Here is a 26,598-nt window from a genome sequence, read left to right as displayed (position 1 = left end):
CCCCCCCGCCCCGAGCCGCAGCACGATCGACGCGCGAGCCCGCGCCCACCGACCACCCGTCCGCTACTGCGACGCCCGCCGAGCGCGGTACGCGGCCACGTTCGCGCGATTGCCGCAGTTGCCCGTGTCGCAGTAGCGCTTCGAGCGGTTGCGGGAGAAGTCCACGAGCACCGCCTCGCAGTCCTCCGCCGCGCAGACGCGGATCCGCTCGCGCTCGTCGCCGCGGATCACGTCGACGAACGCCATGGCGGCCTCGACCAGGATGCGAGTGGCGAGCGGGCTCTCGTCGCGCGTCGCGTGGAGGTGCCAGCCGTAGGGTCCGTGCCGGACCAGCTGCGGGAGCGCGCGGCCGGAGTCGAGCATCCCGTTGACGACGGGGACGAGGTCCTCCTCGGCGCGCGTGAGCCAGAGGGTGCGGAGGGAGGAGCGGATCGCCCGCACGGCCTCCAGTTCCTCGGCCGATCCGTCGCGGCTGCCCGTGTAGCGGTTCTGGAGGAGGAAGTCGTCCAGCTGCTCGATCGTCGCCATCTCGTCCTCGCCGGACGGCGACAGCTCGGGGAGCGTGTTGACGAGGGTGGCGGTGGAGGTCAGTGACGCCTCGACGTCATAGGCGAACACCATGTTGACTCCTGACAGTGCGGCTCAGTAGTGTGCGATCAGCTCGCTGTCACGAGTGTAATCCTTTTGACTCCTGAAGGAGCCGGCCATGACCGCCGAGAGCACCGCCGCCGTCACCCTCCCCGCCGCGAGCGCGCCCGCGCCTGCACGGCGCCTCGGCTCGGGCCTCGTCGCGGCGCTGGCCGCGTCGGCGGCGTTCGGTCTGGGCGGGCCGTTCGTGAAGCCGCTCCTCGAGGCGGGCTGGACGCCGGCGTCCGCGGTCCTCTGGCGCGCGGGCGGCGCCGCCCTGATCCTCGCGATCCCGGCGGTCCTGTCCCTCCGCGGCCGTTGGCCCGTGCTCCGCCGCAACCTCGGCACGATCGCCCTCTACGGAGTCTTCGCCGTGATCGCCGCGCAGCTCTGCTTCTACAGCGCGATCGAGCACATGTCGGTCGGCGTCGCCCTGCTGATCGAGTACCTCGCGCCGGTGTTCCTCGTCCTCCTCGCCTGGGCGCGCACCCGCCGGCACCCCGGCCGCTTCACCCTCGCCGGCTCCGCTCTCGCGCTCGGCGGCCTGGTGCTCGTGCTCGACCTGTCCGGCGAGTCGACCCCCGAGCTGGTCGGCATCGCCTGGGCGCTGACCGCCTCGCTCGGCCTGTGCGTCTACTACGTCATCGCCGGCCGAGTGGATCCGGAGCTGCCGCCGATCGCGCTCACGGCGGGGGCGATGACGGTCGGCGCCGCGATCCTGCTGGCACTCGGGGCGCTCGGCGTCACACCGCTGCGCGCGACCTTCGGAGAGGTGGTGTTCGTCGGAGCGGAGGTCAGCTGGCTCCTCCCCGCGGGCGTGATCCTCGGCATGTCGACGGTGCTGGCGTATCTGCTCGGGATCGAGGGCGGACGCCGTCTCGGCACGCGGATCGCCTCCTTCGTCGGCCTGACGGAGGTGCTGTTCTCGATCGCGGCCGCGTGGCTGATCCTCGGCGAGCTGCCCGCGCCGATCCAGTTCGGCGGCGGCGCGCTGATCCTCGCGGGGGTCGTCCTGGTCCGGCTGCAGCGCGAGCCCGGCACCCCCTGATCGCGGGGGTGCCGCATCCGGGGCGCCGGGCACCCCGTACGCTGATCGCACTCATGCGCGAGCCCACCCGATCCCCGCGACGCGTCGCCGCGGTCCTGGCCGCCCTCGCACTCCTCCTCTCGGGCTGCGCGAGCACCACTCCCGTCTCGGAGCCGGTGGCGCAGGCGCTCGGAGCGGCACCTGCACCCGACTGGTCCGGCGTGAGCGTGACGGCCGACGTCGTCTACGACGCGAGCACCGGGCAGAGCGTCGACGTCTGCTCCTCCCCTGCCCCGTCGGCGGAGCCGCGGCCCGCCGTCCTCGTCGTGCACGGCGGCAGCTGGGCCCGTGGAGGCAAGGCCGACGCGAACTGGCGCCCGATCTGCCAGTGGCTCGGATCGGAGGGGTTCGTCGCCGTCTCGGTCGACTACCGCCTCGCGCCCGCCGCCGTGTTCCCCGCGCAGCTCGACGATGTGACGGCCGCCCTCGACTGGCTGCTCGAGCCGGAGCAGACCGCGCGCTTCGGCATCGATCCGGAGCGGGTGGCGGCCTTCGGCGGCTCGGCCGGCGGCAACCTCGCCTCTCTGCTCGGCACGCTGCCGGCGACCTCGTCGCGCCTGGCCGCCGTGGTCGACCTGAGCGGCCCCTCCGATCTCAGCGCCGCCGGCCTCGCCGACGACGACCCGGTGGTCGGAGTCGCGGCCGCCGTGCGCAGCTACCTCGACTGCGCGGACCTCGCCTCCTGCCCGGCCGCCACCGCCGCCTCGCCCCTCGCGCAGGTGGACGGCTCCGAGCCGCCGTTCCTCATCGCGCACGCGGCGCACGAACGGGTCGCGCTCAGCCAGTCGACCCGCTTCGCCGAGGCGCTGCGCGGAGCGGGCTCGAGCGTCGACCTCCTCGTCCTCCCCGGCTCGCTGCACTCGATCGCGCTGCTCGACGACGCTCTGCGTGCTCGAGTCGTCGAGTTCCTCCGCGCCCACCTGGGCTCGTGAGCGGAGTCGTCGTCCGCCTCGAGGACGCAGCCGGAGCGGAGGGCCTCCTCGCCGCGGTCCCGCCCCCGCACGCCCGCGTCCTGATCGCCCGGATCGACGGGGCGGCGTCCGGCGTGCTGGTGCTCGCTCCCGGCCCGGACGACTTCGCCGAGGTGCTGGAGCTCGTGGTCGCCTCCGTCCACCGGCGCACGGGAGTCGCCCGACGGCTCGTCGCGGCGGCGGAGTCGTGGGCGCGGGTGCAGCGGATCCGCACGCTGCGCCTGGCCGCCGCTCCGGAGCTCGCCCCAGCGGCCGGAGCGCTCGGCTTCACGGCGATCGACGGCTTCGGAGCCCACGTCGGCGACGACGCGGTGCTCTGCTTCGCGCGTCCGGTCTGAGCAGCGCCCGCTCCGAGGCGTGTGCCGCTCCCGAGAGGCGGCCCCGCCTCGTCCGGCGCGCACCCCCGCCGTCAGTCGATCGAGCAGCCCGGCTCGTCCGACAGTGCCCGCTGGATCCGGGCGCGGTGCTCGTCCGACATCGGCGGCAGCGCGTCGGGCGCGAACCAGCCGACCTCGGTCGACTCGTCGTCCGCGACGTGGGCCTCCCCCGAGATCCAGCGGCAGCGCACCACGTGGTCGAGGTACTGCGAGCGGTCCCCGTTGGGGTACTGCATCGGTGGGAGGGTGTGCACCTGCACGAGGCGCTCGACCTCGATCTCGACGCCCGCCTCCTCCTGCGCCTCGCGGCGGGCGGTGCCGGCGACGGTCTCGCCCGGGTCGATGATCCCGGTGACGGCCGTCCAGGCGCCGGTGTCGGCGCGCCGGACGAGCAGGACCTCGAGCGCCGGCTCCTCCCGGAGGATCACCGCGGTCACGCCGGTGAGCCAGAGCAGCTCGGTCCCGATCCGCTCGCGCAGCCGCAGCACGAAGTCGGGAGTCGCCATCAGTGCTCTTCGGGTCGGAAGTCGAACGCGACGATGCCGGCCGTGTCGACGAACGGCCCGACGAACTCCTTGAACGCGTCGTGCGCCGGATCCCAGTGCGCGGGGTCCTCGACGGCCGGCCGGCCCAGGTAGTAGTGCAGGTCGCCCTCGGAGGAGAAGCTCAGCAGGAACGCGCGGTCGAAGCCCTCGCCCGCGCCCTCGATGCTCAGCTGCGGCCCGGTCTCGATCGACTCGATGTAGGGCCGTCCGTCTCGGACGCACTCGTCGGCCAGGGCGAGGAAGCGGCGGGTGACCTCGTCCGCCTCGGCGACCAGCGCCGTCGGGCGGAAGCGGATCAGGACGAGGTGCCGGAGCGTGCCCGGGCGGAAGTCGCGGGCGACGAAGCGCTCCGGACCGATCTCGTCGAGGACCGCGGTGGCGCGCTCCGGGCCGCTGCGCCAGCGCGAGCCGACCGTCTCGGCCGCATCCCTGATGTCCGTCATGCCGACGCCTTCCCGGCGCGGGCGGCACGCCGCCGCTCACGATACCCCTCGACAAGGTTGTAGACGACGGGCAGGACCACGAGGGTCAGCACCGTCGAGGACACCAGGCCGCCGATCACGACGATCGCCAGCGGCTGCGAGATGAAGCCGCCGTGGCCCGTGATCCCCAGCGCCATCGGCAGGAGGGCGAAGATCGTCGCGAGGGCGGTCATCAGGATGGGCCGGAGCCGCCGCTCGGTGCCGTGCAGCAGCGCCTCCCGCACCGGCATCCCGCGATCGCGGTACTGGTTCACCAGGTCCACGAGCACGATCGCGTTGGTGACGACGATGCCGATCAGCATCAGCACGCCGATCAGGGACGGCACGCCCAGCGGCACGCCGGTGATCACCTGCAGGAGGATCGCGCCGGTCGCCGCGAACGGCACGGACACGAGCAGGAGCAGCGGCTGCAGGAGCGAGCGGAACGTCGCCACCATCACGACGTAGACGATCAGGATCGCGACCAGCAGCGCGATGCCCAGCTGCGAGAACGCGTCGGCCTGGTCGGCGGTCACTCCGCCGAGGGAGGCGTCGACACCGGCCGGAAGCGCCGTCGCGTCGATCGCGTTCTGCACGGCGACGTTGGCCGAGGCGAGGTCGTCGCCCTCCGGGGTGACGGTGATGGTCGCGGTGCGCTGGCCACGCTCGGTGGTGATGCTCGCCGGACCGTCCGTCTGCTCGACCGCCGCGAGGGTGGAGAGCGCGACGGTGCCGGTGAGGGTCGGCACCTCGAGGTTCCGCAGCTCGTCCACGGTGGCCGGCGGCTGCCCGTCGGCCAGATAGATCGAGAGGGTGCGGTCGTCGATCACGACGCTGCCGACCTGGCTGGGCTGGAGCGCCTGGCTGACGATCGTGCCCACGGCGACCTCGCTGAGCCCCGCCCGCGCCGCGGCGTCGCGGTCGACCCGCACCGCGATGTAGGGCAGCGAGGAGGAGAGGTTGCTCTCGGCCTGGCTGATCCCATCGGTCCCGCGCAGGGCCTCGAGGAGCTGGTCGCTCGCGCTCTGGAGGTCGCTCTGCGAGGCGGTCGAGAGGTCGACCTCGATGTCCGAGGAGGCGCCGAAGCCGGAGGAGGCGGCGACGCTGATGTCCTCGGCCGAGGCGACGCCCGACAGCGCGTCGCGGACGTCCGCCTGCACGGCCTCCTGGTCGGCCGACTCATCGGTGGTGACGGAGTAGCGGATCGAGGTGCCGCCGCCTCCTCCCCCGCCGAACGCGCTCTGCAGACCGCCGGAGGAGCCGACGGTGAGCTGGACGGTCTCGACGCCGCCGACGCCGAGGATCGCCGTGCTCGCCTGCTGCGCCGTCGCGTCCTGCGCGTCGAGGCTCTGGCCGACGGGGACCGTCTGGGTGACGGTGAAGGTGTCCTGCCCGCTGGAGCCGAGGAAGTTCGTCTTCATCAGCGGGTACAGCGCACCGGTCCCGACGAGCACGAGCAGCGCGAGGAGGACGGTGACGACCGAGTGCTTCAGCGTCCAGTGGATGATCGGGCCGTACACCGACTGCAGCCCGCGCGCCCGCCGGGGAGCGGCGTGGGCGCCGTGGTGCGGGGCCTCCTCGACCGGCGCGGCGGTGTCGGCCGGGACGCCCGAGGCGGGTGCTCCTCCGGCCGCCGCGCGCTCCTCCGCGAGCGCCGCCTGCGCGGCCTGGCGCACCGCCGGCCGCTTCGAGGGTCGGAGGAACCAGTAGGCGAGCACCGGCACGATCGTCAGCGCCACCACGAGGGAGGCGAGCAGGGCGATCGACACGGTCAGCGCGAAGGGCCGGAACAGCTCGCCCGTGGTGCCGCCGACGAACGAGATCGGCAGGAACACCGCGACCGTGGTGATCGTGGAGGCGGTGATCGCGCCGGCGACCTCGCGGACGGCGACCGCGATGGTCCGGGCCCGGTCCTCACCCGCGTCGAGGTGCCGCTTGATGTTCTCGATCACGACGATGGAGTCGTCGACCACACGGCCGATCGCGATGGTGAGCGCGCCGAGGGTCAGGATGTTGAGGGTGTAGCCGGCCGTCTGCAGGCCGATGAAGGTGATCAGCACCGAGGTCGGGATCGAGATGGCCGTGACCAGGGTCGAGCGCACCGACAGCAGGAACAGCAGGATCACCAGCACGGCGAAGACGAGGCCGAGCGCCCCCTCCTGCGCGAGCGACGCGATCGACTCCTGGATGTAGGGCGCCTGGTCGAAGACCGGGGTGAAGGCGGCGTTGTCGCCGATCGACTCCTCGAGGTCCGGGAGCAGCGCGGCCACGCCGGTCGACACGTCGACGGTGTTCGCGGCGGGGAGCTTGGTGATCGAGAGGGTCAGGGCGGGCTGGCCGTTGACGCGCGAGATCGAGGTGACGGGGGCGTCGGTGACGGCGACGGTCGCGACGGAGCCGAGGGTGGTGACGGTCGGCTCCGCGGTCACGGCCGCGACTCCCGCCGCCGCTCCGGCGTCGGAGCCGCCCGCCGAAGCGCCGGAGCCCGCGGAGGCACCCGCGCCCGCTGACGCACCGGCGCCGCCCGCACCCGCGGAGGCACCTGCGGACGGCAGCAGCGGCAGCGCCGCGATCGCGTCGGTCGAGTCGAGCTTGACGCCCGACTGCACCGAGAAGGTCGACCCGTCCTGGGTGATCTGTCCGCCCGCGACGAGCACGCCGTTCTGCTGCAGGGCCGAGCGGATGTCGCCGGTCGAGAGGCCGGCCGCGGCGAGCGCCGCGTCGTCCGGGGTGATCGTGACGCGCTGGGCGGTCTCGCCGACGAGCGCCGCCTCGCGCACGCCCTCGACCTTCTCCAGGTCCGGAATGACCGTGGTGCGCAGGCGCTCGGCCAGCGCGTCCGCGTCGCCGTCGCTCGACACGGCGAGCTGCAGCACCGGCAGGTCGTCGAGGGAGCCGGTGACCACCTGCGGGTCGACGCCGTCCGGGAGCGTGCTCTTGATCCGGTTGATCGCCTGCAGGATCTTCTGCTCGGCGGTGGCGAGGTCGGTGCCGTAGGTGAAGGACGCCGAGATGAGGGAGGAGTCCGTGGAGGACGTCGCGCTGGTCGTCTCGAGCCCCGGCACCCCCTGGATGGCGGTCTCGATCGGCGTCGAGACGTCGTCGTTGACCACCTCCGGAGCGGCGCCCGGGTAGGACGTGACGACGGCGAGCTGCGGGAAGGAGATCGACGGCGCGAGCTCCTGCTTGAGCCCGGTCAGGGCGACTCCGCCGAAGACGGCGATGACGACGGTGACGAGCGCGATGAGCGCCCGGTTCTTCATGCTGAGGACCGCGAGGAGATGCACCCTCCGAGTCTTCCATCAGCCGACTGAGTGTTGGGAGGGACGCGGCGTTCCGGGGCGCGCGACGGGGCGACCCGCGCCACCGGCCGGCCCGGACGCCCTCAGCCCAGGCGGACCTCCGCCGTCGACGACCCGACAGGGAGGCTCACTGCAGCGCCCGCCCCCGCGCTCGAGAGCGCGAAGTCCCCGGCGAAGGCCCGGACGCCGATGCGCCCCTCGGCGTCCGTCCGGAGCACCGTCGGCTCGAGCCACCAGTCCCCGCGGATCCGCGAGCGCAGCGCCTCGTAGGCCGGCTTCGGGCTCCCGTCGCGGCGGAGGAACCCGCCCGGCGCTCCGAGCCAGGCTCCGGCGTCGTCGAAGCCCCAGTAGGTGATCGCCTCGACCGCCGGATGCGCGACCAGCGTCTCGTAGTGCCGCACCATCTCGTCCGCCTGCCGCGCCTCCCCCTCCGGAGTGGTCGGCCAGTGCTCGACCACGTGGTCGTTGAGGTCCTCGATCTCGGCGGGCATCAGCTCGCCCGAGACGAGGGTGGTCTCGGTCCAGTGCAGCGGCAGGCCGAAGCGCGCGAACCTGTCGCAGATCGCCGTGATCTGCTCCTCCCCGCGGAACCCCTGGTGCATGTGCGACTGCAGGCCGATCGCATCGGGCCGGATCCCGGCCTCGAGCACGTCCTCGATCAGCCGCTCGTACTCGGGCCCGAGGTCGAAGTCGTTCAGCACGAGCACCGGTCCGGTGCCGAGGCTGCGCGCCTCCGAGAAGGCCAGCTCGACCATGCCGACGCGTCCCTTCTCGCGGGCGAGGCGGGTGACGGCGTTCGTCACGCCGTCCGGCTCGTTCGCGAAGCGCGGCATGATGACGACCTCGTTGATCGCGTCCCAGGTGTCGATCAGCCCGGCGAAGGCGCCCACCTCCCGGCGGATGCGCGCGCGGAGGAGCTGCTCGGCCTCGTCCAGCGGCAGCGCGTCGAGCCACTCCGGCTTCACGTAGTGCCAGACCAGCGGGTGCCCCTTCAGGCGGACGCCGTCCGCGGCGAGCGCGCGCGCCTCGGCGAGCACCTCCTCCGTCGCGGTGCGGCCGCGCTCCGGCTCGAAGCGGCCCCAGTAGACGGGGAGCGTCGCCGTGTCGAACAGGTCGAGCCAGAGCCGGCGCTCCTCGGCGCGCGCGGGGTCGGTGCTCGGAGGGGTGCAGCCGAAGGCGAAGGCGTGGCGGCGCTGCTCGACCGTCACGTCGGCGTGGGCGAGCGGAGCGCCGTCGGCACCGAGGACGGTGACGAGGGCGTCGGCGAGACGGGGGCTGAAGTCGGTCATGCGGGGCCTCTCAGGCGGGGTGGCGCTCGTCGAGCGCCGTGTACTCGGATCGGGTGAGCGGGAGGACCGCTCCGTGCTTGGTGTCCTCGGGCAGGTCGAACTCCTCCGCGAGCTCCCAGCGGCCCGAGGCCGGGTCGGTGCTCGTGTAGGCGCGGTAGCCGTAGGGGCGGAGGGCGTACTGGTCGACCCAGAGCGACCAGCGCTCCTCGCGGTGGTGCCGGAAGACCAGCGGCCCCTCGATGCTCGGGCCGAGCTCCTGCCCGATCCCCCGGGCGACGGTGGCGAAGTCGTCCGCGAGGAGGGAGGAGCCGACCTGCTGGAACACCTGCATCGTGTCGGGGGCCTCGTCGTGCTGCTTGGCGAAGCGGTGGACGGCCGTGCCCTCGATCAGCAGCGTCATGTCGATCACTCCGCCGGGCAGCCGCAGGTAGGTCTCGGGCTCGGTGAACGTGCGGAAGTCGCGCGTGCGGGACATCAGGATGCGGCTGTCGCCCGTCTCGCCGGTGGCGGGGTCGCCGTCCTCGGCCAGGCCGGAGGACCAGTGCACGAGGAAGTCGCCCGAGACCGGGTCGTAGACCGACTCCGGCGCCCAGGCCATGCCCGCGCCCTCGGGAGCGACGGCGACCGCGCGCGGCTCGGACCACTCGAGGAGGTCCGGGGAGTCCCAGACCACGAGGTCGCGGCTCCCCCGGTGCCGGTAGAGGTCCCAGTCCGGGCCCTCGGGCCGCCAGACGCGGAGATCGGTGGCGACGAGGTGGAAGCCCCGCGGCCCGCGGACGATGTGGGGGTCGCGGACGCCGCCCGTGCCGCCGGTCCACTCCAGCACCGGCCCGAGCGCCCGCCAGCGCAGCGGATCGTCGCCCCGGCTGAGCGAGAAGAAGATCTTCTCGCTGTGGCCGGTCCGGTCCTCCACGAAGTGGACCAGCAGGTAGCCGTACCCGTCGCTCATGAGAGAACGATCTCACACGCCCGGCGGGTACTCCACCTCAGACCACGTCGGCGAGGTACCCCGGGTCGGCCGCCGGGTGCCGGGCGACCTGCGCCCAGGCCGTCGCGAGCGCCTCCACGGCCCGGTCGGTCGCCTCGGGCGAGTAGCCGATCGGGATGCGGAGGAAGCGCTCGAAGGCGCCGTCGATCCCGAAGCGCGGGCCCGCGGTGATCAGCAGGCCCGCCGTCCGGGCGGCGAGCGCGAGCTGCGAGCTCGCCGGCCGGCCCAGGCCCACCCAGGTGGAGAGGCCGCCCGAGACCCGCGGCACGCTCCACTCCGGGATCGCGCGCGCCAGGGCCGCCTCGAGGTGGTCGCGGCCGGCGCGCAGCTGCGAGCGCCGCAGCTCCAGCACGCCGTCCATACGGCCGAGCATGTCCGCGACCAGGAGCTGCTCCAGGATCGGCGTGCCGAGGTCGCTCGCCGAGCGCGCCAGCGCCAGCTTGCGGATCACCGCCCGCTCGGCGCGGATCCAGCCGATCCGGATGCCGCCCCACAGTGTCTTGCCGACGGAGCCGATCGAGAGCACCGTCCCCTCGGGCCCATAGGCGGCGAACGGCAGCGGCGTCATCCGCCGGTCGATATCGAGCTCGGCCGTCGTCTCGTCGGCGATGATCAGCGTGCCCTGCCGGGCCGCGGCGGCGATCGCCCGCTCCCGCAGCTCGGGGGCCATGGAGCGGCCCGTCGGGTTGTGGAAGTCGGGCATCAGGTAGGCCAGGCTCGGGCTCGTGCCGCGCAGCGCGGCGATCAGGCCCTCTCCGTCCCAGCCGTCCGCCCCGTCGACGTTCACCGGCACGAGCCGCGCGCCGGCCAGCCGGAGGGCCTCGTAGGCGTGCGGGTAGGTCGGGGCCTCGATCAGCGCCCGGTCACCCCGCGCGAGCAGCGTGCGGGCGACGAGCGCGATCGCGTGCTGCGCGCCGATGGTCACCATGATCTGGCCGGGCTCGGTGCGCAGACCCCGCGCGGTGTAGCGCTCGGCGATCGCGCGGCGCAGCACCGGCAGACCGACCGTGTCGTAGGAGCCGGAGTCGAAGTGCTCGGGGGCCGCCTGCGCCGCGCGGGTGTAGGCCTCGGCCAGCTCGGGGACGGCGGGCAGGGCCGCCTTGGTGAAGTCGAGGAAGTCCGGCGCGAGCGAGGGCACCGCGTGCACGGCCGCTCCCGGCAGGCGGGTGACGCTGCCGGAGCCGCGCACGCTGACGAGGTAGCCGCTGTCGCGCAGCTCGCGGTACGCGGCGGCCACGGTCGTGCGGCTGACGCCGAGGCGGGCCGAGAGCTCGCGCTCGGCGGGCAGGCGGCTGCCCGCGGGGATGCGGCCGTCGATCCCGAGGAGGCGGATCCGATCGGCCAGCGCGAGGTAGGCGGGCCGCGTGCCGCGCTGCTCGCGCCAGTCGCCGAGGAGGGTCTGCAGGGCGCGCGCGCCGAAGTGGACATCAGCCATGCGTCCAAGGTAGCCGGATTGGACCGCGCGAAGAAGGCCAATGTCGCGCTGTGATGAGTCCATGACCCTCACCGCTCCCGTTGCCGCCGCCGCTCCCCCAGCGGGCCAGTGGCGCCTCCGACCCGTGCCGCGCCTGCTGGTGGGCCTGATCCTCTACGGATTCGCCGACGCGATGATGATCCGCGCGGCGATCGGCGTGGACCCGTGGACCGTCTTCGCCCAGGGGGTCGCGCACCAGACCGGGCTCGGGATCGGACTGCTCACGAACGTGATCGGCCTGCTCGTCCTGCTGCTGTGGATCCCCCTCCGACAGCGGCCCGGTCTCGGCACCGTGCTGAACGTGCTCGTGGTCGGCACGATGATCGACGTCGGACTGCGTGTGCTGGCGACGCCGGAGGAGTGGTGGGCCCGCGGCCTGCTCTTCGCAGGCGGTCTCGTTCTGCTGGCGGTCGCGAGCGGGATCTACATCGGCGCCCACCTCGGTCCGGGGCCCCGCGACGGACTGATGCTGGGCCTGCACACCCGCACGGGCCTGCCGATCTGGGTGGCGCGCTCGGGCGTCGAGCTCACGGTGCTGCTCATCGGCTGGGCCCTCGGCGGCGACGCCGGCCTCGGCACCCTCCTCTTCGCGGTGCTGATCGGGCCGCTCTGCTCGGTGACCCTGCCTCTGCTCGGGGTGCGGAGGCACTGACCCGCGCACGACGGAGGCCCCGCCTCCCGGATCGGTTCCGGGAGGCGGGGCCTTCGCGATCGGATCGGCTAGCGCTTGGCCGCGATCTCCGCGCGCATCCGCGACGCCTCGTCGGAGTCCTGGATCGAGGCGATCCCCTCGGTGATCGAGGTCCCCGACGCGGGGGCCTCGTGCTCGTCCGCTCCGAGCGTGGTCTCGTCGAAGGGCGAGCGCCCGCCGAGCACCTCGCGGACCTGCACCATGTCGATCTGCTTGGTCCAGGTGCCCACGAGAAGGGTGGCGACCGCGTTGCCGGTGAAGTTGGTGACCGCGCGGGCCTCGGACATGAAGCGGTCGATGCCGACGATCACGCCGACGCCGTTGACCAGGTCGGGACGGAAGGACTGGAGGCCGCCGGCCAGCGTGGCCAGGCCCGCTCCGGTGACGCCCGCGGCGCCCTTCGAGGCGATCATCATGAAGAGGAGGAGGCCGATCTGCTCCGGGATCGACATCGGCGCTCCGGTGGCCGAGGCGATGAACAGCGACGCCATCGTGAGGTAGATCGCCGTGCCGTCGAGGTTGAAGGAGTAGCCGGTGGGCACGGTGATGCCGACGACGGGCTTGGAGACGCCGAGGTGCTCCATCTTCGCGATCAGGCGGGGCAGCGCCGCCTCCGAGGAGGAGGTGCCGACGATGAGCAGGTACTCGCGGGCCAGGTACTTCATCAGCGAGAAGATGCTCACGCCGGTCACCAGGCGCAGCAGCAGGCCGAGGACGACGACCACGAAGATCGCGCAGGTGATGTAGAAGCCGATCATCAGGGTGGCGAGAGCGACGACCGCTCCCCAGCCGGTCTTGCCGACGACCGCGGCGATGGCGCCGAACGCGCCGATCGGGGCGACCCAGAGCACCATCGAGAGGATGCGGAAGACCAGGACCTGGAGCTGCTTGATCGCTCCGAGGATCGGCTGGCCCTTGGCGCCCATCTTCTGCAGTGCGAAGCCGACGAGCAGCGCGACGAAGAGGGTCTGCAGGATGCTGCCGTCCACGAGCGAGGAGAACAGCGAGACGGGGATGATCCCGAGGACGAAGTCGCTGGTGCTCTCGGCCTTGAGGTCGCTGGTGTCGTAGGTGGCGCTCGAGATGTCGAGGCCCTCGCCCGGGTGCAGGATGTTGCCGACGACGAGGCCGATCGCCAGGGCGAAGGTCGACATCACGATGAAGTAGCCCAGCGCGAGTCCGCCGACCTTGCCGACCGTGGCGGCCTTCGCGATGGAGCCGATGCCGATGACGATGGTGCAGAAGATGATCGGCGCGATCATCATCTTGATCAGTCCGACGAAGGCCTTGCCGACGGGCTCGAGCGTCGCCGCGAAGGCGGGAGCGACGAGTCCGACCACGACGCCGGCGACCACGGCGATGATGACGGCGATGTAGAGCCAGTGGTTCCGGTCGATGCGCCGCCGGGTCTTCGGAGGGGTGACCGCGGGGATCAGCCGGTCGGACGGCGTCTGAGGCGTCTTCGCCATGGGGGTGTCCTTCTCTTCGTCGAGGTGAGGGGGTAGGACGATGGTGGCCCCGCCTCCGGAGCCCGGCACGGTTGCGTTCATACTGTTCACGGCGGGGCGCCCCGAGCGCTCGCTCACGAGGGAGTGGCATGGTCAGGACGCCGAGCGCACGCGGACCGCGCGGCAGCATCGCCGCGCGCCTGTTCGCCGTGCAGCTGCTGAGCATCCTGCTGATAGCCGCGGCGGCCGTCGCGGTGCTGGCCCTCGACGCGCGGAGCCGGGCGGGCGACGAGGCCGCCCAGCGGAGCCTTGTCGTGGCGCGGACGGTGGCCGACAATCCGTTCGTCCTCGAGTCGACGGCCGGTGCGGATCCCTCCGCGAGCCTGCAGCCGTACGCCGAGGAGGTCATGCGGGACACCGGCGTCGACTTCCTCACGATCATGGCCCCCGACCGCACCCGGTACACCCACCGCGACCGCGACCGGATCGGCCTGCCGTTCCAGGGCACGATCGAGCCCGCGCTGGAGGGGCGGACCTTCACCGAGACGTACACCGGCACGCTCGGGCCCTCCGTCCGCGCCGTCGCGCCGATCGAGGACGCCGACGGCGCGGTCGTCGCGCTCGTGTCGGCGGGCGTCACGCTCTCGGCCGTGGACGCCTCCTTCGCCGCCCGCGTGCAGGTCGTCGCGTGGGGCGCGCTCGGGGCGGTCGCGCTCGGCGCGCTCGGCTCGTGGCTCCTCGCCCGCTACCTGAGGCGGGTCACAGGCGGGCGGGGCCCGGAGCAGATGAGCCAGGTCTTCGCCTACTACGAGTCCGTCCTGCACTCGGTGCGGGAGGGGCTGCTGCTGGTCGACGACCGCGGCCGACTGGTGCTCGCCAACGACCACGCGCTGGAGCTGCTCGGGCTCGAGGGCGTGCGGACGCCGGTGCCGGTCGCCGAGCTCGACCTCCCCGTCGCCCTGCGCGAGCTGCTGCAGGACGACGAGCCCGTCTCGGACCGCCTGGTCGTGGCTCGCGAGCGGATCCTCGTGGTGAACGAGCGGCCCGCCGCCTCCCCCGGCGCCCGCCCCCTGGGCACGGTCGTCACGCTCCGGGACCGCACCGAGCTGCAGCGGGTGAGCGGCGAGCTGGAGTCGCTGCGCACCCTCTCGGACGCGCTGCGCTCGCAGACCCACGAGTTCTCGAACCGCCTGCACACCATCGCGTCGCTGATCGAGCTCGGCCGGCCCGACGAGGCGCTCGCGTTCGCCGCCGGCGAGCTGAACCTCAGCCAGCGCCTGGCCGACCGGGTCCTCGGCTCCGTGCAGGAGCCGGTGATCGCCGCCCTGCTGCTGGGCAAGGCCGCACAGGCCCGCGAGCGCGGCGTCGAGCTGCACTTCGAGACGCACCTCGAGCCCGGCACGCAGGGGCTGGAGCCCGGGGACCTCGTGACGGTGCTGGGCAACCTGATCGACAACGCCCTCGACGCGGCCGCCTCCTCCGCTCCGGACCGCGAGCCGTGGGTGGAGGTCTACCTCGGCCTCGCGGAGGGCGAGCTGGTGGTGCAGGTGTCGGACAGCGGCCCCGGAGTCGCGAGCGCCGCCGACGTCTTCGCGCGCGGCTACTCGACGAAGGAGTCGGACGGCTTCGGCCGCGGCATCGGCCTGGCGCTGGTGCAGCAGGTGGTGGAGCGGCTCGGCGGCTCGATCGAGGTCTCGCGCCACGTCGGCGCGGTGTTCACGGTGCAGCTGCCGCTGCCCGCGCGGGTGGCGTCGTGATCCGGGTGCTCGTCGTCGAGGACGAGCCGCTGACCGCGAGCGCCCACGCAGACTACGTCCGGCGGGTCGACGGCTTCGAGGTGGCCGCGGTCGCCGGCAGCGGCGCGGAGGCGATCCGGGCCCTGCGCGCGGACCCGGGCATCGCGCTGATCCTGCTCGACATGAACCTGCCGGACATGGGCGGCCTCGACCTCTGCCGGGCCGTCCGGGCGGCGGGCCTGGACGTCGACGTCATCGCGATCACCGCCGTCCGCGACGCCGCGAACGTGCGCGCCTCCGTCGCCGCCGGCATCGTGCAGTACCTGATCAAGCCGTTCGTCTTCAGCGCGTTCGCCGCCAAGCTCGCCAGCTACCGGTCGTACCGCGAGCGGATGCACGGCGCCGACGTCGCCAGCCAGCACGAGGTGGACGGGGCCTTCGCGGCGCTCCGCACCTCCAACGCCCCGGGTCTGGCCAAGGGGCTCTCGGCCCAGACCCTCGAGGCCGTCACCGCGCTGCTGGGCCCCGTCGGCCTCTCGGCGGCCGAGCTCGCCACCCGCCTCGACATCTCGCGGGTGACGGCCCGCCGCTACCTCGAGCACCTCGCCGACTCCGGAGTGGCGGACCGCGCGCCCCGCTACGGCTCCCCCGGCCGCCCGGAACTGGAGTACCGCCGCCGCTGAGCGCGCGTCAGGCGGCCTGCAGCGCGTCGGCGATCTCCTCCTCGATCAGGTCGTGGTTGATCGCCGCGCCCACGCGCAGCCCGTCGGTGGACGAGGCGACGACCTGAGCCATCGGCTCGACCAGCGAGCCCGCGGCGAAGACCCCGGCGACGCCGGTCCGGCCCATCGGATCGACGGCGAGGTGCCGCGCGACTCCCGACGGGTGGTCGGCGAGCTCGAGGCCGAGCCCCTCGGGGAGCCGCCCCTCGACCCGCGGGCCGACGACGAGCGCGTCGAGCTCGTGCCGCCGACCGTCGATCACCACGCCGACCAGGCGGTCGTCCTCGACGAGGACCTTCTCGACGCGACCCGGCACGAGAGCGATCCCGCGGGCGGCCAGCGCCGCCGCCTCGTCGCCGGCGGGCGCCGGTGCGCCGTGGAGCAGGATCGACGTCCGGTCGCTGAGCTGTCGGAACATCTGCGCCTGGTGCCCGGCGAACGAGCTGCCGAGCACGCCGATCCGCCGGCCGCGCACCTCGAAGCCGTGGCAGTAGGGGCAGTGCAGGACGTCCCGTCCCCAGCGGGCGCCGAGCCCGGGGATCTCCGGCAGCAGGTCGCGGACGCCGGTCGCGAGCAGGAGGCGGCGCGCGCGGAGGACCGTGCCGTCGGCGAGGGTCGCGGTCACGCCCTCGGGTCCCGCGGAGGCGCGGATCGCCTCGCCCTCGATCACCCGGGCCCCGTAGCCCTCGGCCTCGGCGCGCGCCAGGCGCACCAGCTCCGTGGGCGGGACGCCGTCGCGGGTCAGCACGTTGTGGGCACCGGGCGAGGGTGCGTTGCGTGGAGGTCCGCCGTCGACGACGAGGACGTCGCGGAGACTGCGGCCGAGGGCGGTGGCAGCGGCGAGGCCGGCGAAGGAGGCGCCGAGGATCAGGACGTCGGCGGGGGCGGGGACGGACGGGCCGGTGGGGGCGTCGGTGGAGGTCATGGGTCGATGGTCCGCCGCCCCGGGGCGGGCCGCGAGGATCCGTGCCGTCCCGGCATGCGGCGCGACCGCCCGTGCCAGGATGGCGTCGTGCCCGAGACCCCGCCCGCCCCGTCCGACGACGAGATCGTCGCCGCCGTCGGGCCACGGCTCCGGCGCCTGCGCACCCGCCGCGACCGCACGCTCGCGTCCCTCGCGGCCGAGACCGGCATCTCGGCGAGCACTCTCTCGCGCCTCGAGAGCGGCGGCCGCCGCGCGACGCTGGAGCTGCTCCTCCCGATCGCCCGCGCCCTCGGGGCGCCGCTCGACGAGCTCGTCGGCGCCGCGCCGGAGGATCCCCGCGTGCACGGGCGGCCGGTGCGCCGGAACGGCATGCTCATCCAGCCGCTCAGCCGCGACGCGGGCGCGCTCCAGGCGTTCAAGCACACGCTCCCGGCCGGGCCGGTGACGGAGCCGGCGGAGCAGCGCGCGCACGAGGGCTTCGAGTGGCTCTACGTGCTGAGCGGGCGGCTCCGCCTGCGGCTCGGCGAGCACGATCTGGTGCTGCCGGCCGGCGAGGCCGCCGAGTTCGACACCCGGGTGCCGCACTGGTTCGGCCGCGCCGACGAGCAGCAGGTCGAGTTCCTCAGCCTCTTCGGCCGCCAGGGCGAGCGGATGCACGTGCGCGCGTCCACGCGCCGCTGAGCGCGGTCACGCCTCGCCGAGCACCTCGCGCGCGAAGCCCTCGGTGCGCGCCCGCAGAGTCGCGATCCGCTGCGCCCGCGCCGCCTCGAGGTCGAACCCGATGTAGGCCACCGACGGGCGCCGCCGCACATTCACCGAGCACTCGAAGCGGGAGCAGACGAGCGTGCCGAGCGAGTCCCCCGCCCGCCCGGCCGCTCCGGCCTTCCGCGCCCCGAAGAAGACGACGTCGTTCGGGAGCTGCACGTCGCGGCACCACGAGCACTGCGCCCGCGAGCGCGGCAGGGCGTCGGCCTGGGTGAGCAGGACCCCGACGAGGCGCTCCTCCAGCGGCACGACGACGTAGGCGCGGCGGCCCATCCTCCGGTCGCGCCAGCCGAGGTGGTCGATGACCGACCAGTCCAGCGCGTCGAAGTCCTTCGGCAGCGCGAGATCGGCGACCTCCTTGCGGGAGGCGTTGACGAAGGACTCGCGGATCTCGGTCTCGGTCAGTGGCTGCATAGCGCTTCCGAGCCTAGGCCGGGATCAGCCCAGGTGGGCGACGGCCTCCTTCGGAGCATGGGCGAGGAACTCCTCCTTCTTCACCCGGATCATCGCGACGGCGACGACGGAGGCGACGACCAGCCCGATCGCGGCCGCGACGAAGACCGCGGAGTAGCCGTCGACGAAGGCGACCGGCGACTGCTGCTCACCCGCGACTCCCGCGTAGAGGGTCGTGAAGATCGACAGCCCGATCGAGCCGCCGATCTGCATGGCGGCGTTCGCGGTCGCTCCGGCGGCACCGGCGTCGTGGGCCGCGACTCCGGTGAGCGCGAGATTCTGCAGCGGCACGAAGACCATCGCCATGCCGATGCCCAGGAGGATCAGCGCGGGCAGCACCTCGAGGAGGTAGCCGCCGTCGGGGGTGATGCGGCTCAGGTAGAGGAGCCCGGCCGCCGCGATCAGCGGGCCGACGATCATCAGCACGCGCGGGCCGATGCGCGGCAGCAGCTTGGCGGCGACTCCGGCGACGATCATGATCGTCACCGTCATCGGCAGATTGGCCAGGCCCGCCTCGAGCGGCGGCAGGCCCAGGACCAGCTGCAGGTGCAGGGTCAGGTAGAGGGTGGAGCCGATCATCACGCTGCCGACGATCGCCTGGACCAGGAAGGCTCCGCCGCGGACGCGGTCGGCGACGATGCGCAGCGGCAGCGACGGGTGGTCGGAGCGGGCCTGGATCCGCACGAAGAGGGCCAGCAGCAGCACGCCGACGAGGAGGAAGCCGAGGGTGTCGACGCGGAGCCAGCCCTGCTCGGCGAGGGTGAAGCCGTAGACGACGCTCGCGAGCCCGAGCGCGACGGTGATCGTCCCGGCGACGTCGAAGCGGTTGCGCCCCTCCGCGCGGCTCTCGGTGACGAGCAGCTGGCCGGCGATCGCGCCGACCACGACGACGGGGACGTTGACGAGGAGGCACCAGCGCCAATCGGCGAACTCGGTGAGCAGCCCGCCCAGCACGAGGCCGACGGCGGCGCCCGCTCCGGCGACCGCTCCGAAGACGGCGAAGGCCGTGCCCCGCTCGCGGCCGGAGGGGAAGGAGACGGTGAGGAGGGCCAGAGCGGCCGGGGCGAGCAGCGCGGCGAAGGCGCCCTGCAGCCCGCGGGCGGCGATCAGCTCGGTGCCCGAGGTGGCGAGGCCGCCCCAGGCGGAGGCGGCGCCGAAGCCGATCATGCCGATCAGGTAGGTGCGCTTGCGGCCGGTGTAGTCGGCGATGCGGCCGCCCAGGAGCAGGAGCGCGCCGAACGCGAGGGCGTAGGCGGTGACGACCCACTGGCGCTCGACGTCGGTGAGGCCGAGATAGGCCTGCGCGGCGGGGAGGGCGATCGTGACGATGGTGCCGTCGAGCACGACGACGAGCTGCGTGAGCGCGAGGATCACGAGCACCCACCAGCGGCGGGCGGAGGAGGGAGCGGACGGGGAGGGCATGGCGGCCTTTCACACGGAGCGGAGCGGGACCGGCGGGTCCGGATCCGAGCCGCGTCATCTGGGCCGAACCACCCCAACCAGTTGGTTGGGCGAAGAAGAGTGTATCGTTCGAGCGCCTGGAGGTGAACCATGGAGCCGACATCCGATGCGGCGCTGCCCGCACGCGAGCGGATCCTCCGCGCCGCCTCCGTCGAGTTCGCCGCCCACGGCTTCGCGGGCGCCCGGGTCGACCGTGTGGCCGCGGCGGCGGGTCTGAACAAGGAGCGGCTCTACGCCTACTACGGCGGCAAGCGCGGCCTGTTCGTCGCGACCGTCGTCGAGGCGCTCGGCGCTCTCGACGAGACGCTCCTCGCCGAGGCGGCGGACCTCCCCGACCTCGCGGGCCGCATGTTCGACCATGTGTGGGAGCACCCGGAGTTCCTGCGCCTGCTCACGTGGGCGCGCCTGGAGGGAGCCGGCGTCTGGGAGGAGGCCGGCGAGCAGCTCGGCGGGGTCCCCGCCCCCGAGGCCCGGGTCCTCGAGTGGCAGCGCACCGGCGTCGTCGACGCGAGCTGGTCCGCCGACGACCTCTTCATCGCCCTCCTCGGCCTCTGCGAGATCTGGCACCTCACCCCCTTCGCCTCCCGGGGCGGGGAGGAGACGCGCGACCGCCGCCGCGCCTTCGTCGTGCACGTCGCGCAGCTGGTGGGCGCACCGCGCTGAGGCCGACCCCTCCCCCGGCAACGGAAGCGACGTCGGCATCTCCGATCCGGACGCGGTGGACGGGGCGGCTCATCCCTCCGAGCCGGAACCCGACGGATCGGAGGGGAGTGGGAGGTCCCACGGATCCGGCTTCGGGACGACCCCTTCATCACCCGGAAGGACCGCGCCCGCCGCGCGCTGAGCCTCGTCCTCGAGGAGGAGTGATTCGAAATCGCCGGGCGCGCACGGCATCTCCGCCCCGATCATGTACATCTCCTCGACAGCGCCGGTGACGAAGCTCGCCCGGAGCACCGGTCCGCCCTGCCCGTAGACCGTCGGGCGCGGAGTCGAATCGGTCACTCTCACCGTCATCCCCAGCGACTCCCAGTAGTCCGCGACCCTCCTCGCATCCCCCTCGACATCGGTGCCCGCCGGGGCCCACCAGTCGTAGCTGTAGCTCGCACCGCTCACCCGGTCGCCGGGGCCGCACACATCGGGCCTGGCCGCGCCACTCCGCGGCCACCACCCCTCCACATCGAGCCGCCCCGCGGAGTCCCGCACGAACCCCACCACCCGGTCACGACCCTCCCGAGGACTCATCGTGCTCACCGGTCTCGCCTCCTTCTCCGTTGCACATGCGGTCATCGACATCACCAGCAGAGCCGCGACCGTCAGCGTGACGCCCGTCCGCTGAGGAGAGCCTCTACCCGCCATGGGAGGCTCCCACGACCGCCTTCTGGAAGGCGGTCGGTCCGAGCGGCCGGTTCTCGGTCAGCCGGTCGAGTCGCCGGGAGACGGCCCACGCCGCGTTCTGCAGGGACTCGGTGTTCTTGTCGAGATACCCCGCGAGATCGCCGTCGTCACTCTTCAGTGCAGCGTGATCCGTCACGATCCTCCCGGCGTCGCCTCCGGTCTCCACACCGAAGACGCGCGCGCCGAAGTCCTCGTCAGCGGGATCCGTGTGGTGGTTCCAGCTGAAGGCGCGGCCCATCCACGCGGCCTCGTCGCCGCTCTCGGTCTCGCCGAGGTACTTGTCCCGCGCCTGCCCCGCGAAGACGGATTCCGCGTGCAGGTCGCTCGCCTCGTCGACGCTGTCCGGGAGGCCGGCCGAGCCCAGCGTCACGACGACCCCGAGCTCGACGTCCGAGCGCGAGGCGGCGACGGCCATGACGGTGCTGCCGTAGGAGTGTGCGACGACGTTCGGCTTCGGCAGGTCGTCGCCCCGGACCGCGGAGAGCCCCTGGACAGCCGAGGCGAGTGCGGCGCCGCCGGCGACCGCCTGGTTCGAGGTGAGGACGTCCATGCCGTTCCCGCCGAGCCGCGCCATCGGCGGGGTCTCGTAGCCGATCCAGGAGACGACGGCGCTGCCGGGCGGGAGGAGCGACTGCAGATTCTGCGACGCCTTCGTCCATCGGGTCATGCTCTCCGTCGTCTGTCCCATCCCGGGGACGGCGTAGGTGACGTTCGTGGCGGTGTCGGGATCGCCGATCGAGACGGCGGCGAGCGGAGGCTCGTCGGCGGTCAGGGAGACGAGGAAGCGCGGGTCCTGACCGAGACCGCGCCGGAGCGATGCCCGCACGTCCCTCAGCGCCACCAGCTGCGACTCCACCGCCGCGAGTCGCTCCCCGTCGCCCGCCTTCCCGCGCAGGCCCGCCGCCTCGCTCCTCAGCGCCGCGATCCGCGCCCTCAGCGCCCTCTCGTTCGCCCTCACCCGGGCGCGGTAGGGAACACCCTCCAGATTCCCGATCACCCCGGGCAGACCGGCGACCAGCGCCTCCTGCTGCGGCGAGAAGCGCGCGCCGTCCGTGGAGTCGAGGCTCCGCCACCAGTCGTTCACGAGGGTCGGAGCCAGTCGCCCGAGGCGCGCCGCGAGGTCGGGCGACGCCGCCAGGAGTGTCGCGAGATCGTCGGACGAGAGCGCCGCGAGGGAGTCGAGCAGGCTCCGGCCGCCCCGGGGCCGCGCCAGGGTGCCGACGGCGTCGAGGACGGGAACGGAGAGCGCCGCTCCACCCGCGGCGGTGAAGGCCAGGGAGATCTGCTCGACCCAGGTCGCGTCGGCCGCACCGATCGACAGCAGCTCGCGGAAGCCCCGGAGCACCGAGAAGGACTCGACCGGCGCCCACGAGCAGCGGTTGCCGAAGGCTCCCCAGGCGGCCATCAGATCCTGGAGCCGGGAGCGCATCGCCTCGTCCGCCTGCCGGGTCTGCGAGACGAAGACGTCGAGGCGCTCGGGGTCGGCGGAGGTCGTGCCTCCCGCGGCGGGGCCGCCCGGGGACGTGCGGGGCACCGACCGGGGGGAGAACAGCGCACGGATCGGCGGAGGCACGACCGGCCGATCGGACGGCGGCCGGTCGACGACCTCCTCGACTCCCGCCGCGAGGGCCGCGACCGGATCGAGGCGGCGCTGCTGCTCGCGCTCGTCCGCCCGCCGCTCCCAGGCCGCGTACTCCTCCCGGCGCCGACGCTCCTCCTCGGCCTTCCTCGCCACGAGCCGAACCGTGTCGGCGAGCTCGTGCAGCTCGGCGCTCAGCCGACCGCGGTTCTCCCTGTCGCAGACGCAGACTCGGCGGAACAGCTCGGCGTACGCGCCGCGGAACTCGCCCAGCGCGTACTCGGCAGCGACGGACCTCAGCAGCCCCTGGGAGGCAAGCGCCTCCGCCGCCTCGTCCGAGGCGCGGACCAGCTCCGCCGCTGCTGCGCGGTCGAAAGAGAACAGGGTCATCGCCTCCTGAGTGAGAACATCTCAGGAAATGTAGAACGGCCACGACGCCGTCGGCATCGGGTGGCGCGAGACGGCACGCGGTCAGCGCGCCCGCGCCGCGTCCGGCGGCCCGCACGCAGAAGTGGCGCGGACCCCGTCGGTCCGCGCCACTCGTCCAGATCACGCGGCTCACTCCGCCGCGGTCAGCCGCTCCAGGTATCCCGCGAACGCACGCAGGTCCTCCTCGGGCCAGGCGCTCAGCGCCTCCTGCATCCGCTGCCGCTGACGGCCGCCGAGGTCGCGCATCCGCTCGCATCCGGCCGCGCTGAGCGAGAGGAACCGCGCTCGGCCGTCGGCGGGATCGGAGGTCATCTCGACCAGGCCCAGCTCGGCGAGCTGGCGGGCCTGGCGGCTGATCGCGCTGCGGTCGACCCCGAGCCGCTCCGCCGCGGCGCCGGAGTGGACCGGACCGCAGCGCTCGAGGATCCGCAGCAGCCGCAGTCCGAAGGGCGGCAGCGCCGGGTCGATCGACGCCGCCGCGTCCCGGACGGCGAGGCGCACCTGGACGGCGAGCACGGTGATCTGCTCCTCGACCTCGTGCAGCGCCTCGGCCGAGGGCGCGGCGGCGGGCATCAGGAGCGCTCGATCACGTCGACGGAGCCGGTGGGAGCGGCGTGCCGGGCGTGCCCGACCGGCTCCTCCTGCCGCTCCTCGTCGGCGTGGCGGCCGTGTCCGACGGGAGTGGCCTCGCGACCCTCCCGGGCGTGCGTCGCGTCGTCCGTCCGCCGGGCCTGGCCGACGGGGCGGAGCGCCGCCTGGCCGTCCGAGGCGGCGATGAGGGCGTCCTCCGCGGCCTGCAGCGGAGTGGTCGGCTCCGCCTTGAGCTGCACCGCGTTCTTCGAGCCGAGGCTCACGTTCGGCAGGAGGACGACGGCGATCAGCGTGACCACGGCGAGCGGGATGCTGTAGAGGAACACGTCGCCCACGCCGATCCCGTAGGCGCTCTCGACCACGACGCGCACGGCGTCGGGCAGGGTCGCCGGCTGCGGGATCGTGCCGCTGCCCAGCGCCTGCGCGGCGAGAGCCTGGTCGGCGGGAGCGAGCCCCGCGATGCCGGTCTTGATGCGGTCGGCGATCACGGTGCCGAGCATCGAGCCCAGGACCGAGACTCCGACGGTGCCGCCGAGGCTGCGGAAGAACGTGACCGCGCTGGTCGCGACGCCGAGGTTCTTCACCTCGATCGAGTTCTGCACCACCAGGACGAGGTTCTGCATCAGCATGCCCAGGCCGGCACCGAGGACGGCCATGTAGATCCCGACGAGGACCAGGTCCGTGTCGTAGCGGAGGGTGCTGAGGAGGGAGGTGCCGATCACGGCGAGCACGCCGCCGCTGATCATGATCGCCTTCCACTTGCCGGTGCGCGAGATGATCCCGCCGAAGATCGTCGACGCGATCAGCAGGCCGGCCATCATCGGGATGGTGAGCAGGCCCGACTGGGTCGGCGTGGCTCCGCGGGCCAGCTGCATGTACTGCGCGAGGAAGACGGCGACGCCGAACATCGAGACGCCGACCGAGATGCTCGCCACGACGGCGAGGCTGAAGGTGCGGTTCTTGAACATCCCCATCGGGATGATCGGCTCGGCCACGGTGAGCTCGGTGATCACGGCGGCGATCAGCAGCACGACGGCACCGCCGACCATGACCGCGGTCTCCCACGAGGCCCAGTCGAAGTTCTTGCCGGCGAGGGAGACCCAGATCAGCAGGAGCGAGACACCGCCCGCGATGAGCACGGCGCCGAGGTAGTCGATCCGCACCTTGCGCTTCGGGTGCGCGGGGAGGCGGAGGGTCATCTGGAGGAGGACGATCGCGACGATCGCGACGGGCATCGCGATGAAGAAGTTCCAGCGCCAGCCGAACGCGTCGGTCACGACGCCGCCCAGGAGCGGGCCGCCGACGGTGCCGATCGCCATCACGCCGCCGAAGAGGCCGGCGTACTTGCCGCGCTCACGGGGGCTGATGATGTCGGCCATGATGATCTGGCTCAGCGCGGCGAGTCCGCCGGCGCCCAGGCCCTGGAACACGCGGAAGACGATCAGCATGTTCGTGTCCTGCGAGAAGCCGGCCAGAGCGGAGCCGATGACGAACAGGCCGAGGGCGAGCTGGATCAGCAGCTTGCGGTTGAACAGGTCGGCGAACTTGCCCCAGAGCGGAGTGGAGACCGTGGTCGCGAGCAGGGTCGCGGTGACGACCCAGGTGTAGGCGTTCTGGTCGCCCTTGAGGTCGGAGATGATCCGGGGCAGCGAGGTCGACACGACCGTGCCCGCGAGGATCGAGACGAACATGCCCAGCAGCAGGCCGCTGAGCGATTCGAGCACCTGGCGGTGCGACATGGCGCCGTCCGGCCCGGCGGGGGCGTGCGGCGCGGTGGTTCCGCGCGATGCGGCGCGGTGTTCGGGGTGTGACATGGGCTCCTCTTCAGCACGGCGGCGGTTCTAGTTGACTGCGATCAACTATTGACCGAGAGCAACTATATAGCCGGGCGTCACGAATCTCCAGTGGCACTCTGCTGCCGTCCAGGCGCCGCTCCGGCCGCGCCTATCCTCGGAGCATGGACAACATCGATCGGAAGATCCTCGATCTGCTGCGCCAGAACTCCCGCGCGGGCTACGGCGACATCGGCGGCGTGGTCGGGCTCTCCGCCTCCGCGGTGAAGCGCCGCGTCGACCGCCTCGTGGCCGACGGCGTGATCCGCGGCTTCACGATCAAGGTCGACCCCGCGGTCGACGGCATGGCCACCGAGGCCTACGTCGAGCTCTTCTGCCGCGGCACCGTCGCTCCGGACGAGCTCCGCCGCATCCTCTCCGCGGTCCCCGAGGTCGTCGACGCGGGCACGGTCACCGGCTCCGCCGACGCGATCGTCCACATCCGCTCGCGCGACATCCCCAGCCTCGAGCTCGCCCTCGAGAAGGTCCGCATCGCGCCCAACGTCGACCACACGCGCTCCGCGATCGTCCTCTCCCGCCTCATCCAGCGCAGCGAGGCCTGACGGATCGCGCCACCTCCTCGACGCGCGTCGCGACCGCCTGGTACTCCATACCTTTATGGTGAATCCAGGAGGGCGAGCATGAGCGACAGGGAACAGGCCGGTACGGCGGCACGACGCAGACGGCGCATCTGGCTGATGCTGCCGGCTCTGTTCGTCGGCGTCCTGGCCGGGCACCTCGTCGCGACCGCGGTGGGCGCTGAGGATCCGTGGGACGTCGTGGTCACCGCCGCCGTCGCGGCAGCGGTGGCGTCCGTCGTCCTCGCCCTCGTCGACCGGCGGCGCTGAGCCCTCCCTCCTGGATCGGAATCCGAGGGAGGGAACGACGATGGAACGACAGAGGACGAGCACGGCACTGGTCGCGGCGGCGGCCGCTCTGCTGGCGGTGCCGCTGTTCACAGCGCAGGCCGCGCACGCCGAGCCGGCGAGGCAGGAGACGAGCAGCCGGGTGCACCTCGAGGCACGGGGCGGATCGGCGTCGACGGTGACCTTCGACGTCACCGACGACACGCGGATCGTCGAGCTGGCGGGCGGCGGGGTCGGCTTCACGGACGGCGCCGAGACGTCCGACGCACTCCCGGAGAGGATCGACGTCGGACGCGGCCGCACCGTGTCGGGCCACTGGTCGATCGACGACTCCGACACGCTCACCTTCCACTTCGCCCCGGACTCGGCGTCCCGCTCGGCGGTGGGCGGCCTGCACCTGAACAGCGACTGGAGCTCGCCCGAATGGGGCCACTGCGTCGCCGGGAGCGGCGTCAGCGGTGCCGCGACCGGCGAGGTGATCGGTGCGATCTCCGGTCCCGGCGCGATCGCCTCCGCGACCGGCGGGCTGCTCGCGGGGATCATCGGCGGAGCGATCACCTGCTGAGCGCCGCCTCCTGAACGAC

The 26,598-nt window shown here is 73.2% G+C and carries 26 protein-coding genes; 11 read left to right on the top strand and 15 right to left on the bottom strand.

Translation table 11 applies throughout. The features are described 5' to 3' along the window. Positions 1 to 63: 63 nt before the first annotated feature. Positions 64 to 621 carry a CGNR zinc finger domain-containing protein gene (locus C5C71_RS04890; RefSeq protein ID WP_104309369.1) on the bottom strand — a complete coding sequence of 186 codons (558 nt, stop codon included), beginning with the start codon at positions 619 to 621 and terminating at the stop codon, positions 64 to 66. 85 nt (positions 622 to 706) lie between these two features. Between C5C71_RS04890 and C5C71_RS04885 the strand changes: the two genes are divergently transcribed. From C5C71_RS04885 to C5C71_RS04875, 3 genes are read left to right on the top strand one after another with little or no spacing between them, the layout of a single operon-like run. Continuing rightward, positions 707 to 1,675, top strand: a complete 969-nt coding sequence (locus C5C71_RS04885) for a DMT family transporter (RefSeq protein ID WP_104257663.1) — start codon at positions 707 to 709, stop codon at positions 1,673 to 1,675. Between the two features lie 53 nt (positions 1,676 to 1,728). Continuing rightward, on the top strand, positions 1,729 to 2,646 hold the full coding sequence (locus C5C71_RS04880) for an alpha/beta hydrolase (RefSeq protein WP_104337237.1): 918 nt from the start codon (positions 1,729 to 1,731) through the stop codon (positions 2,644 to 2,646). Then, positions 2,643 to 3,023 carry a GNAT family N-acetyltransferase gene (locus C5C71_RS04875; RefSeq protein ID WP_104337236.1) on the top strand — a complete coding sequence of 127 codons (381 nt, stop codon included), beginning with the start codon at positions 2,643 to 2,645 and terminating at the stop codon, positions 3,021 to 3,023. The genes C5C71_RS04880 and C5C71_RS04875 overlap by 4 nt, the downstream gene beginning before the upstream one ends. Before the next feature lie 71 nt (positions 3,024 to 3,094). On the opposite strand, the gene C5C71_RS04870 is transcribed toward C5C71_RS04875, so the two are convergent. From C5C71_RS04870 to C5C71_RS04845, 6 genes are all read right to left on the bottom strand, one after another. Beyond that, positions 3,095 to 3,568, bottom strand: a complete 474-nt coding sequence (locus tag C5C71_RS04870; protein WP_104246894.1) for an NUDIX domain-containing protein — start codon at positions 3,566 to 3,568, stop codon at positions 3,095 to 3,097. Continuing rightward, positions 3,568 to 4,050: a Dabb family protein gene (locus C5C71_RS04865; RefSeq protein ID WP_104337235.1), complete on the bottom strand. Its 483-nt coding sequence runs from the start codon at positions 4,048 to 4,050 to the stop codon at positions 3,568 to 3,570. The genes C5C71_RS04870 and C5C71_RS04865 overlap by 1 nt, the downstream gene beginning before the upstream one ends. Then, positions 4,047 to 7,355, bottom strand: a complete 3,309-nt coding sequence (locus C5C71_RS04860) for an efflux RND transporter permease subunit (protein WP_104337234.1) — start codon at positions 7,353 to 7,355, stop codon at positions 4,047 to 4,049. The genes C5C71_RS04865 and C5C71_RS04860 overlap by 4 nt, the downstream gene beginning before the upstream one ends. 98 nt (positions 7,356 to 7,453) lie before the next feature. Beyond that, positions 7,454 to 8,659: an endo-1,4-beta-xylanase gene (locus C5C71_RS04855; RefSeq protein ID WP_104337233.1), complete on the bottom strand. Its 1,206-nt coding sequence runs from the start codon at positions 8,657 to 8,659 to the stop codon at positions 7,454 to 7,456. Positions 8,660 to 8,669: 10 nt separating this feature from the next. Further along, positions 8,670 to 9,608, bottom strand: a complete 939-nt coding sequence (locus C5C71_RS04850) for a glycoside hydrolase family 43 protein (protein ID WP_104333246.1) — start codon at positions 9,606 to 9,608, stop codon at positions 8,670 to 8,672. A 37-nt stretch (positions 9,609 to 9,645) separates the two neighbouring features. Further along, on the bottom strand, positions 9,646 to 11,082 hold the full coding sequence (locus tag C5C71_RS04845; RefSeq protein WP_104257666.1) for a PLP-dependent aminotransferase family protein: 1,437 nt from the start codon (positions 11,080 to 11,082) through the stop codon (positions 9,646 to 9,648). 61 nt (positions 11,083 to 11,143) lie between these two features. On the opposite strand from C5C71_RS04845, the gene C5C71_RS04840 reads away from it, so the two are divergent. Continuing rightward, positions 11,144 to 11,773 (top strand): YitT family protein, encoded by a 630-nt coding sequence (locus C5C71_RS04840; RefSeq protein WP_374953113.1) that lies wholly within the window; start codon positions 11,144 to 11,146, stop codon positions 11,771 to 11,773. A 68-nt stretch (positions 11,774 to 11,841) separates the two neighbouring features. On the opposite strand, the gene C5C71_RS04835 is transcribed toward C5C71_RS04840, so the two are convergent. After that, positions 11,842 to 13,281 carry a cation:dicarboxylate symporter family transporter gene (locus C5C71_RS04835; protein ID WP_104223811.1) on the bottom strand — a complete coding sequence of 480 codons (1,440 nt, stop codon included), beginning with the start codon at positions 13,279 to 13,281 and terminating at the stop codon, positions 11,842 to 11,844. A 128-nt stretch (positions 13,282 to 13,409) separates the two neighbouring features. On the opposite strand from C5C71_RS04835, the gene C5C71_RS04830 reads away from it, so the two are divergent. Beyond that, positions 13,410 to 15,017: a sensor histidine kinase gene (locus C5C71_RS04830; RefSeq protein WP_104260395.1), complete on the top strand. Its 1,608-nt coding sequence runs from the start codon at positions 13,410 to 13,412 to the stop codon at positions 15,015 to 15,017. Beyond that, the gene (locus tag C5C71_RS04825) at positions 15,014 to 15,679 is read left to right on the top strand and encodes a response regulator (protein ID WP_104223809.1); all 666 of its coding nucleotides are present in this window, start codon (positions 15,014 to 15,016) and stop codon (positions 15,677 to 15,679) included. Before C5C71_RS04830 ends, C5C71_RS04825 begins: the two co-directional genes overlap by 4 nt. Before the next feature lie 7 nt (positions 15,680 to 15,686). Here C5C71_RS04825 and C5C71_RS04820 read toward each other — a convergent pair whose 3' ends face one another. Continuing rightward, the gene (locus C5C71_RS04820; protein ID WP_104337232.1) at positions 15,687 to 16,643 is read right to left on the bottom strand and encodes an NAD(P)/FAD-dependent oxidoreductase; all 957 of its coding nucleotides are present in this window, start codon (positions 16,641 to 16,643) and stop codon (positions 15,687 to 15,689) included. An 87-nt stretch (positions 16,644 to 16,730) separates the two neighbouring features. Between C5C71_RS04820 and C5C71_RS04815 the strand changes: the two genes are divergently transcribed. Then, complete coding sequence (locus C5C71_RS04815; RefSeq protein WP_104283164.1) at positions 16,731 to 17,324, top strand: helix-turn-helix domain-containing protein; 594 nt, start codon at positions 16,731 to 16,733, stop codon at positions 17,322 to 17,324. Between the two features lie 6 nt (positions 17,325 to 17,330). Here the strand turns inward: C5C71_RS04815 and C5C71_RS04810 are convergent, their stop codons facing one another. Continuing rightward, positions 17,331 to 17,822: an FBP domain-containing protein gene (locus C5C71_RS04810; protein ID WP_104222848.1), complete on the bottom strand. Its 492-nt coding sequence runs from the start codon at positions 17,820 to 17,822 to the stop codon at positions 17,331 to 17,333. A 24-nt stretch (positions 17,823 to 17,846) separates the two neighbouring features. After that, the gene (locus C5C71_RS04805) at positions 17,847 to 19,283 is read right to left on the bottom strand and encodes an MFS transporter (RefSeq protein ID WP_104337231.1); all 1,437 of its coding nucleotides are present in this window, start codon (positions 19,281 to 19,283) and stop codon (positions 17,847 to 17,849) included. Between the two features lie 129 nt (positions 19,284 to 19,412). Between C5C71_RS04805 and C5C71_RS04800 the strand changes: the two genes are divergently transcribed. Next, positions 19,413 to 19,985, top strand: coding sequence for a TetR family transcriptional regulator (locus tag C5C71_RS04800; protein ID WP_104222850.1), 573 nt, complete (start codon positions 19,413 to 19,415; stop codon positions 19,983 to 19,985). Between the two features lie 69 nt (positions 19,986 to 20,054). On the opposite strand, the gene C5C71_RS04795 is transcribed toward C5C71_RS04800, so the two are convergent. From C5C71_RS04795 to C5C71_RS04780, 4 genes are all read right to left on the bottom strand, one after another. After that, positions 20,055 to 20,573, bottom strand: coding sequence for a hypothetical protein (locus C5C71_RS04795; RefSeq protein WP_146084423.1), 519 nt, complete (start codon positions 20,571 to 20,573; stop codon positions 20,055 to 20,057). A gap of 94 nt (positions 20,574 to 20,667) precedes the next feature. Further along, entirely contained in the window at positions 20,668 to 22,686 is a 2,019-nt protein-coding gene (locus tag C5C71_RS04790; RefSeq protein ID WP_104337229.1) for an alpha/beta hydrolase, read from the bottom strand. A 168-nt stretch (positions 22,687 to 22,854) separates the two neighbouring features. Continuing rightward, positions 22,855 to 23,298, bottom strand: coding sequence for a MarR family winged helix-turn-helix transcriptional regulator (locus tag C5C71_RS04785; protein ID WP_104222853.1), 444 nt, complete (start codon positions 23,296 to 23,298; stop codon positions 22,855 to 22,857). Continuing rightward, positions 23,298 to 25,055 carry an MDR family MFS transporter gene (locus tag C5C71_RS04780; protein ID WP_104273714.1) on the bottom strand — a complete coding sequence of 586 codons (1,758 nt, stop codon included), beginning with the start codon at positions 25,053 to 25,055 and terminating at the stop codon, positions 23,298 to 23,300. The genes C5C71_RS04785 and C5C71_RS04780 overlap by 1 nt, the downstream gene beginning before the upstream one ends. Positions 25,056 to 25,273: 218 nt before the next feature. Here C5C71_RS04780 and C5C71_RS04775 point away from each other — a divergent pair, with 218 nt between their 5' ends. The 3 genes from C5C71_RS04775 to C5C71_RS04770 all read left to right on the top strand — a co-directional run bounded on the left by C5C71_RS04775 (position 25,274) and on the right by C5C71_RS04770 (position 26,579). Next, entirely contained in the window at positions 25,274 to 25,711 is a 438-nt protein-coding gene (locus tag C5C71_RS04775) for an Lrp/AsnC family transcriptional regulator (protein WP_104222855.1), read from the top strand. 78 nt (positions 25,712 to 25,789) lie between these two features. Next, a complete protein-coding gene (locus C5C71_RS17235; RefSeq protein ID WP_146076614.1) occupies positions 25,790 to 25,996 on the top strand; it encodes a hypothetical protein in 207 nt (68 codons plus the stop codon). A gap of 40 nt (positions 25,997 to 26,036) precedes the next feature. Then, entirely contained in the window at positions 26,037 to 26,579 is a 543-nt protein-coding gene (locus C5C71_RS04770) for a hypothetical protein (RefSeq protein ID WP_104337228.1), read from the top strand. The last annotated feature ends 19 nt before the right edge of the window (positions 26,580 to 26,598 follow it).

It is taken from the genome of Rathayibacter sp. AY1C1 (assembly GCF_002932105.1).
In the GTDB taxonomy this organism is placed as follows: Bacteria; Actinomycetota; Actinomycetes; order Actinomycetales; family Microbacteriaceae; genus Rathayibacter.
Note: the sequence above shows the minus strand (reverse complement) of the source record. Positions and strands in the feature narration are given on the sequence as shown.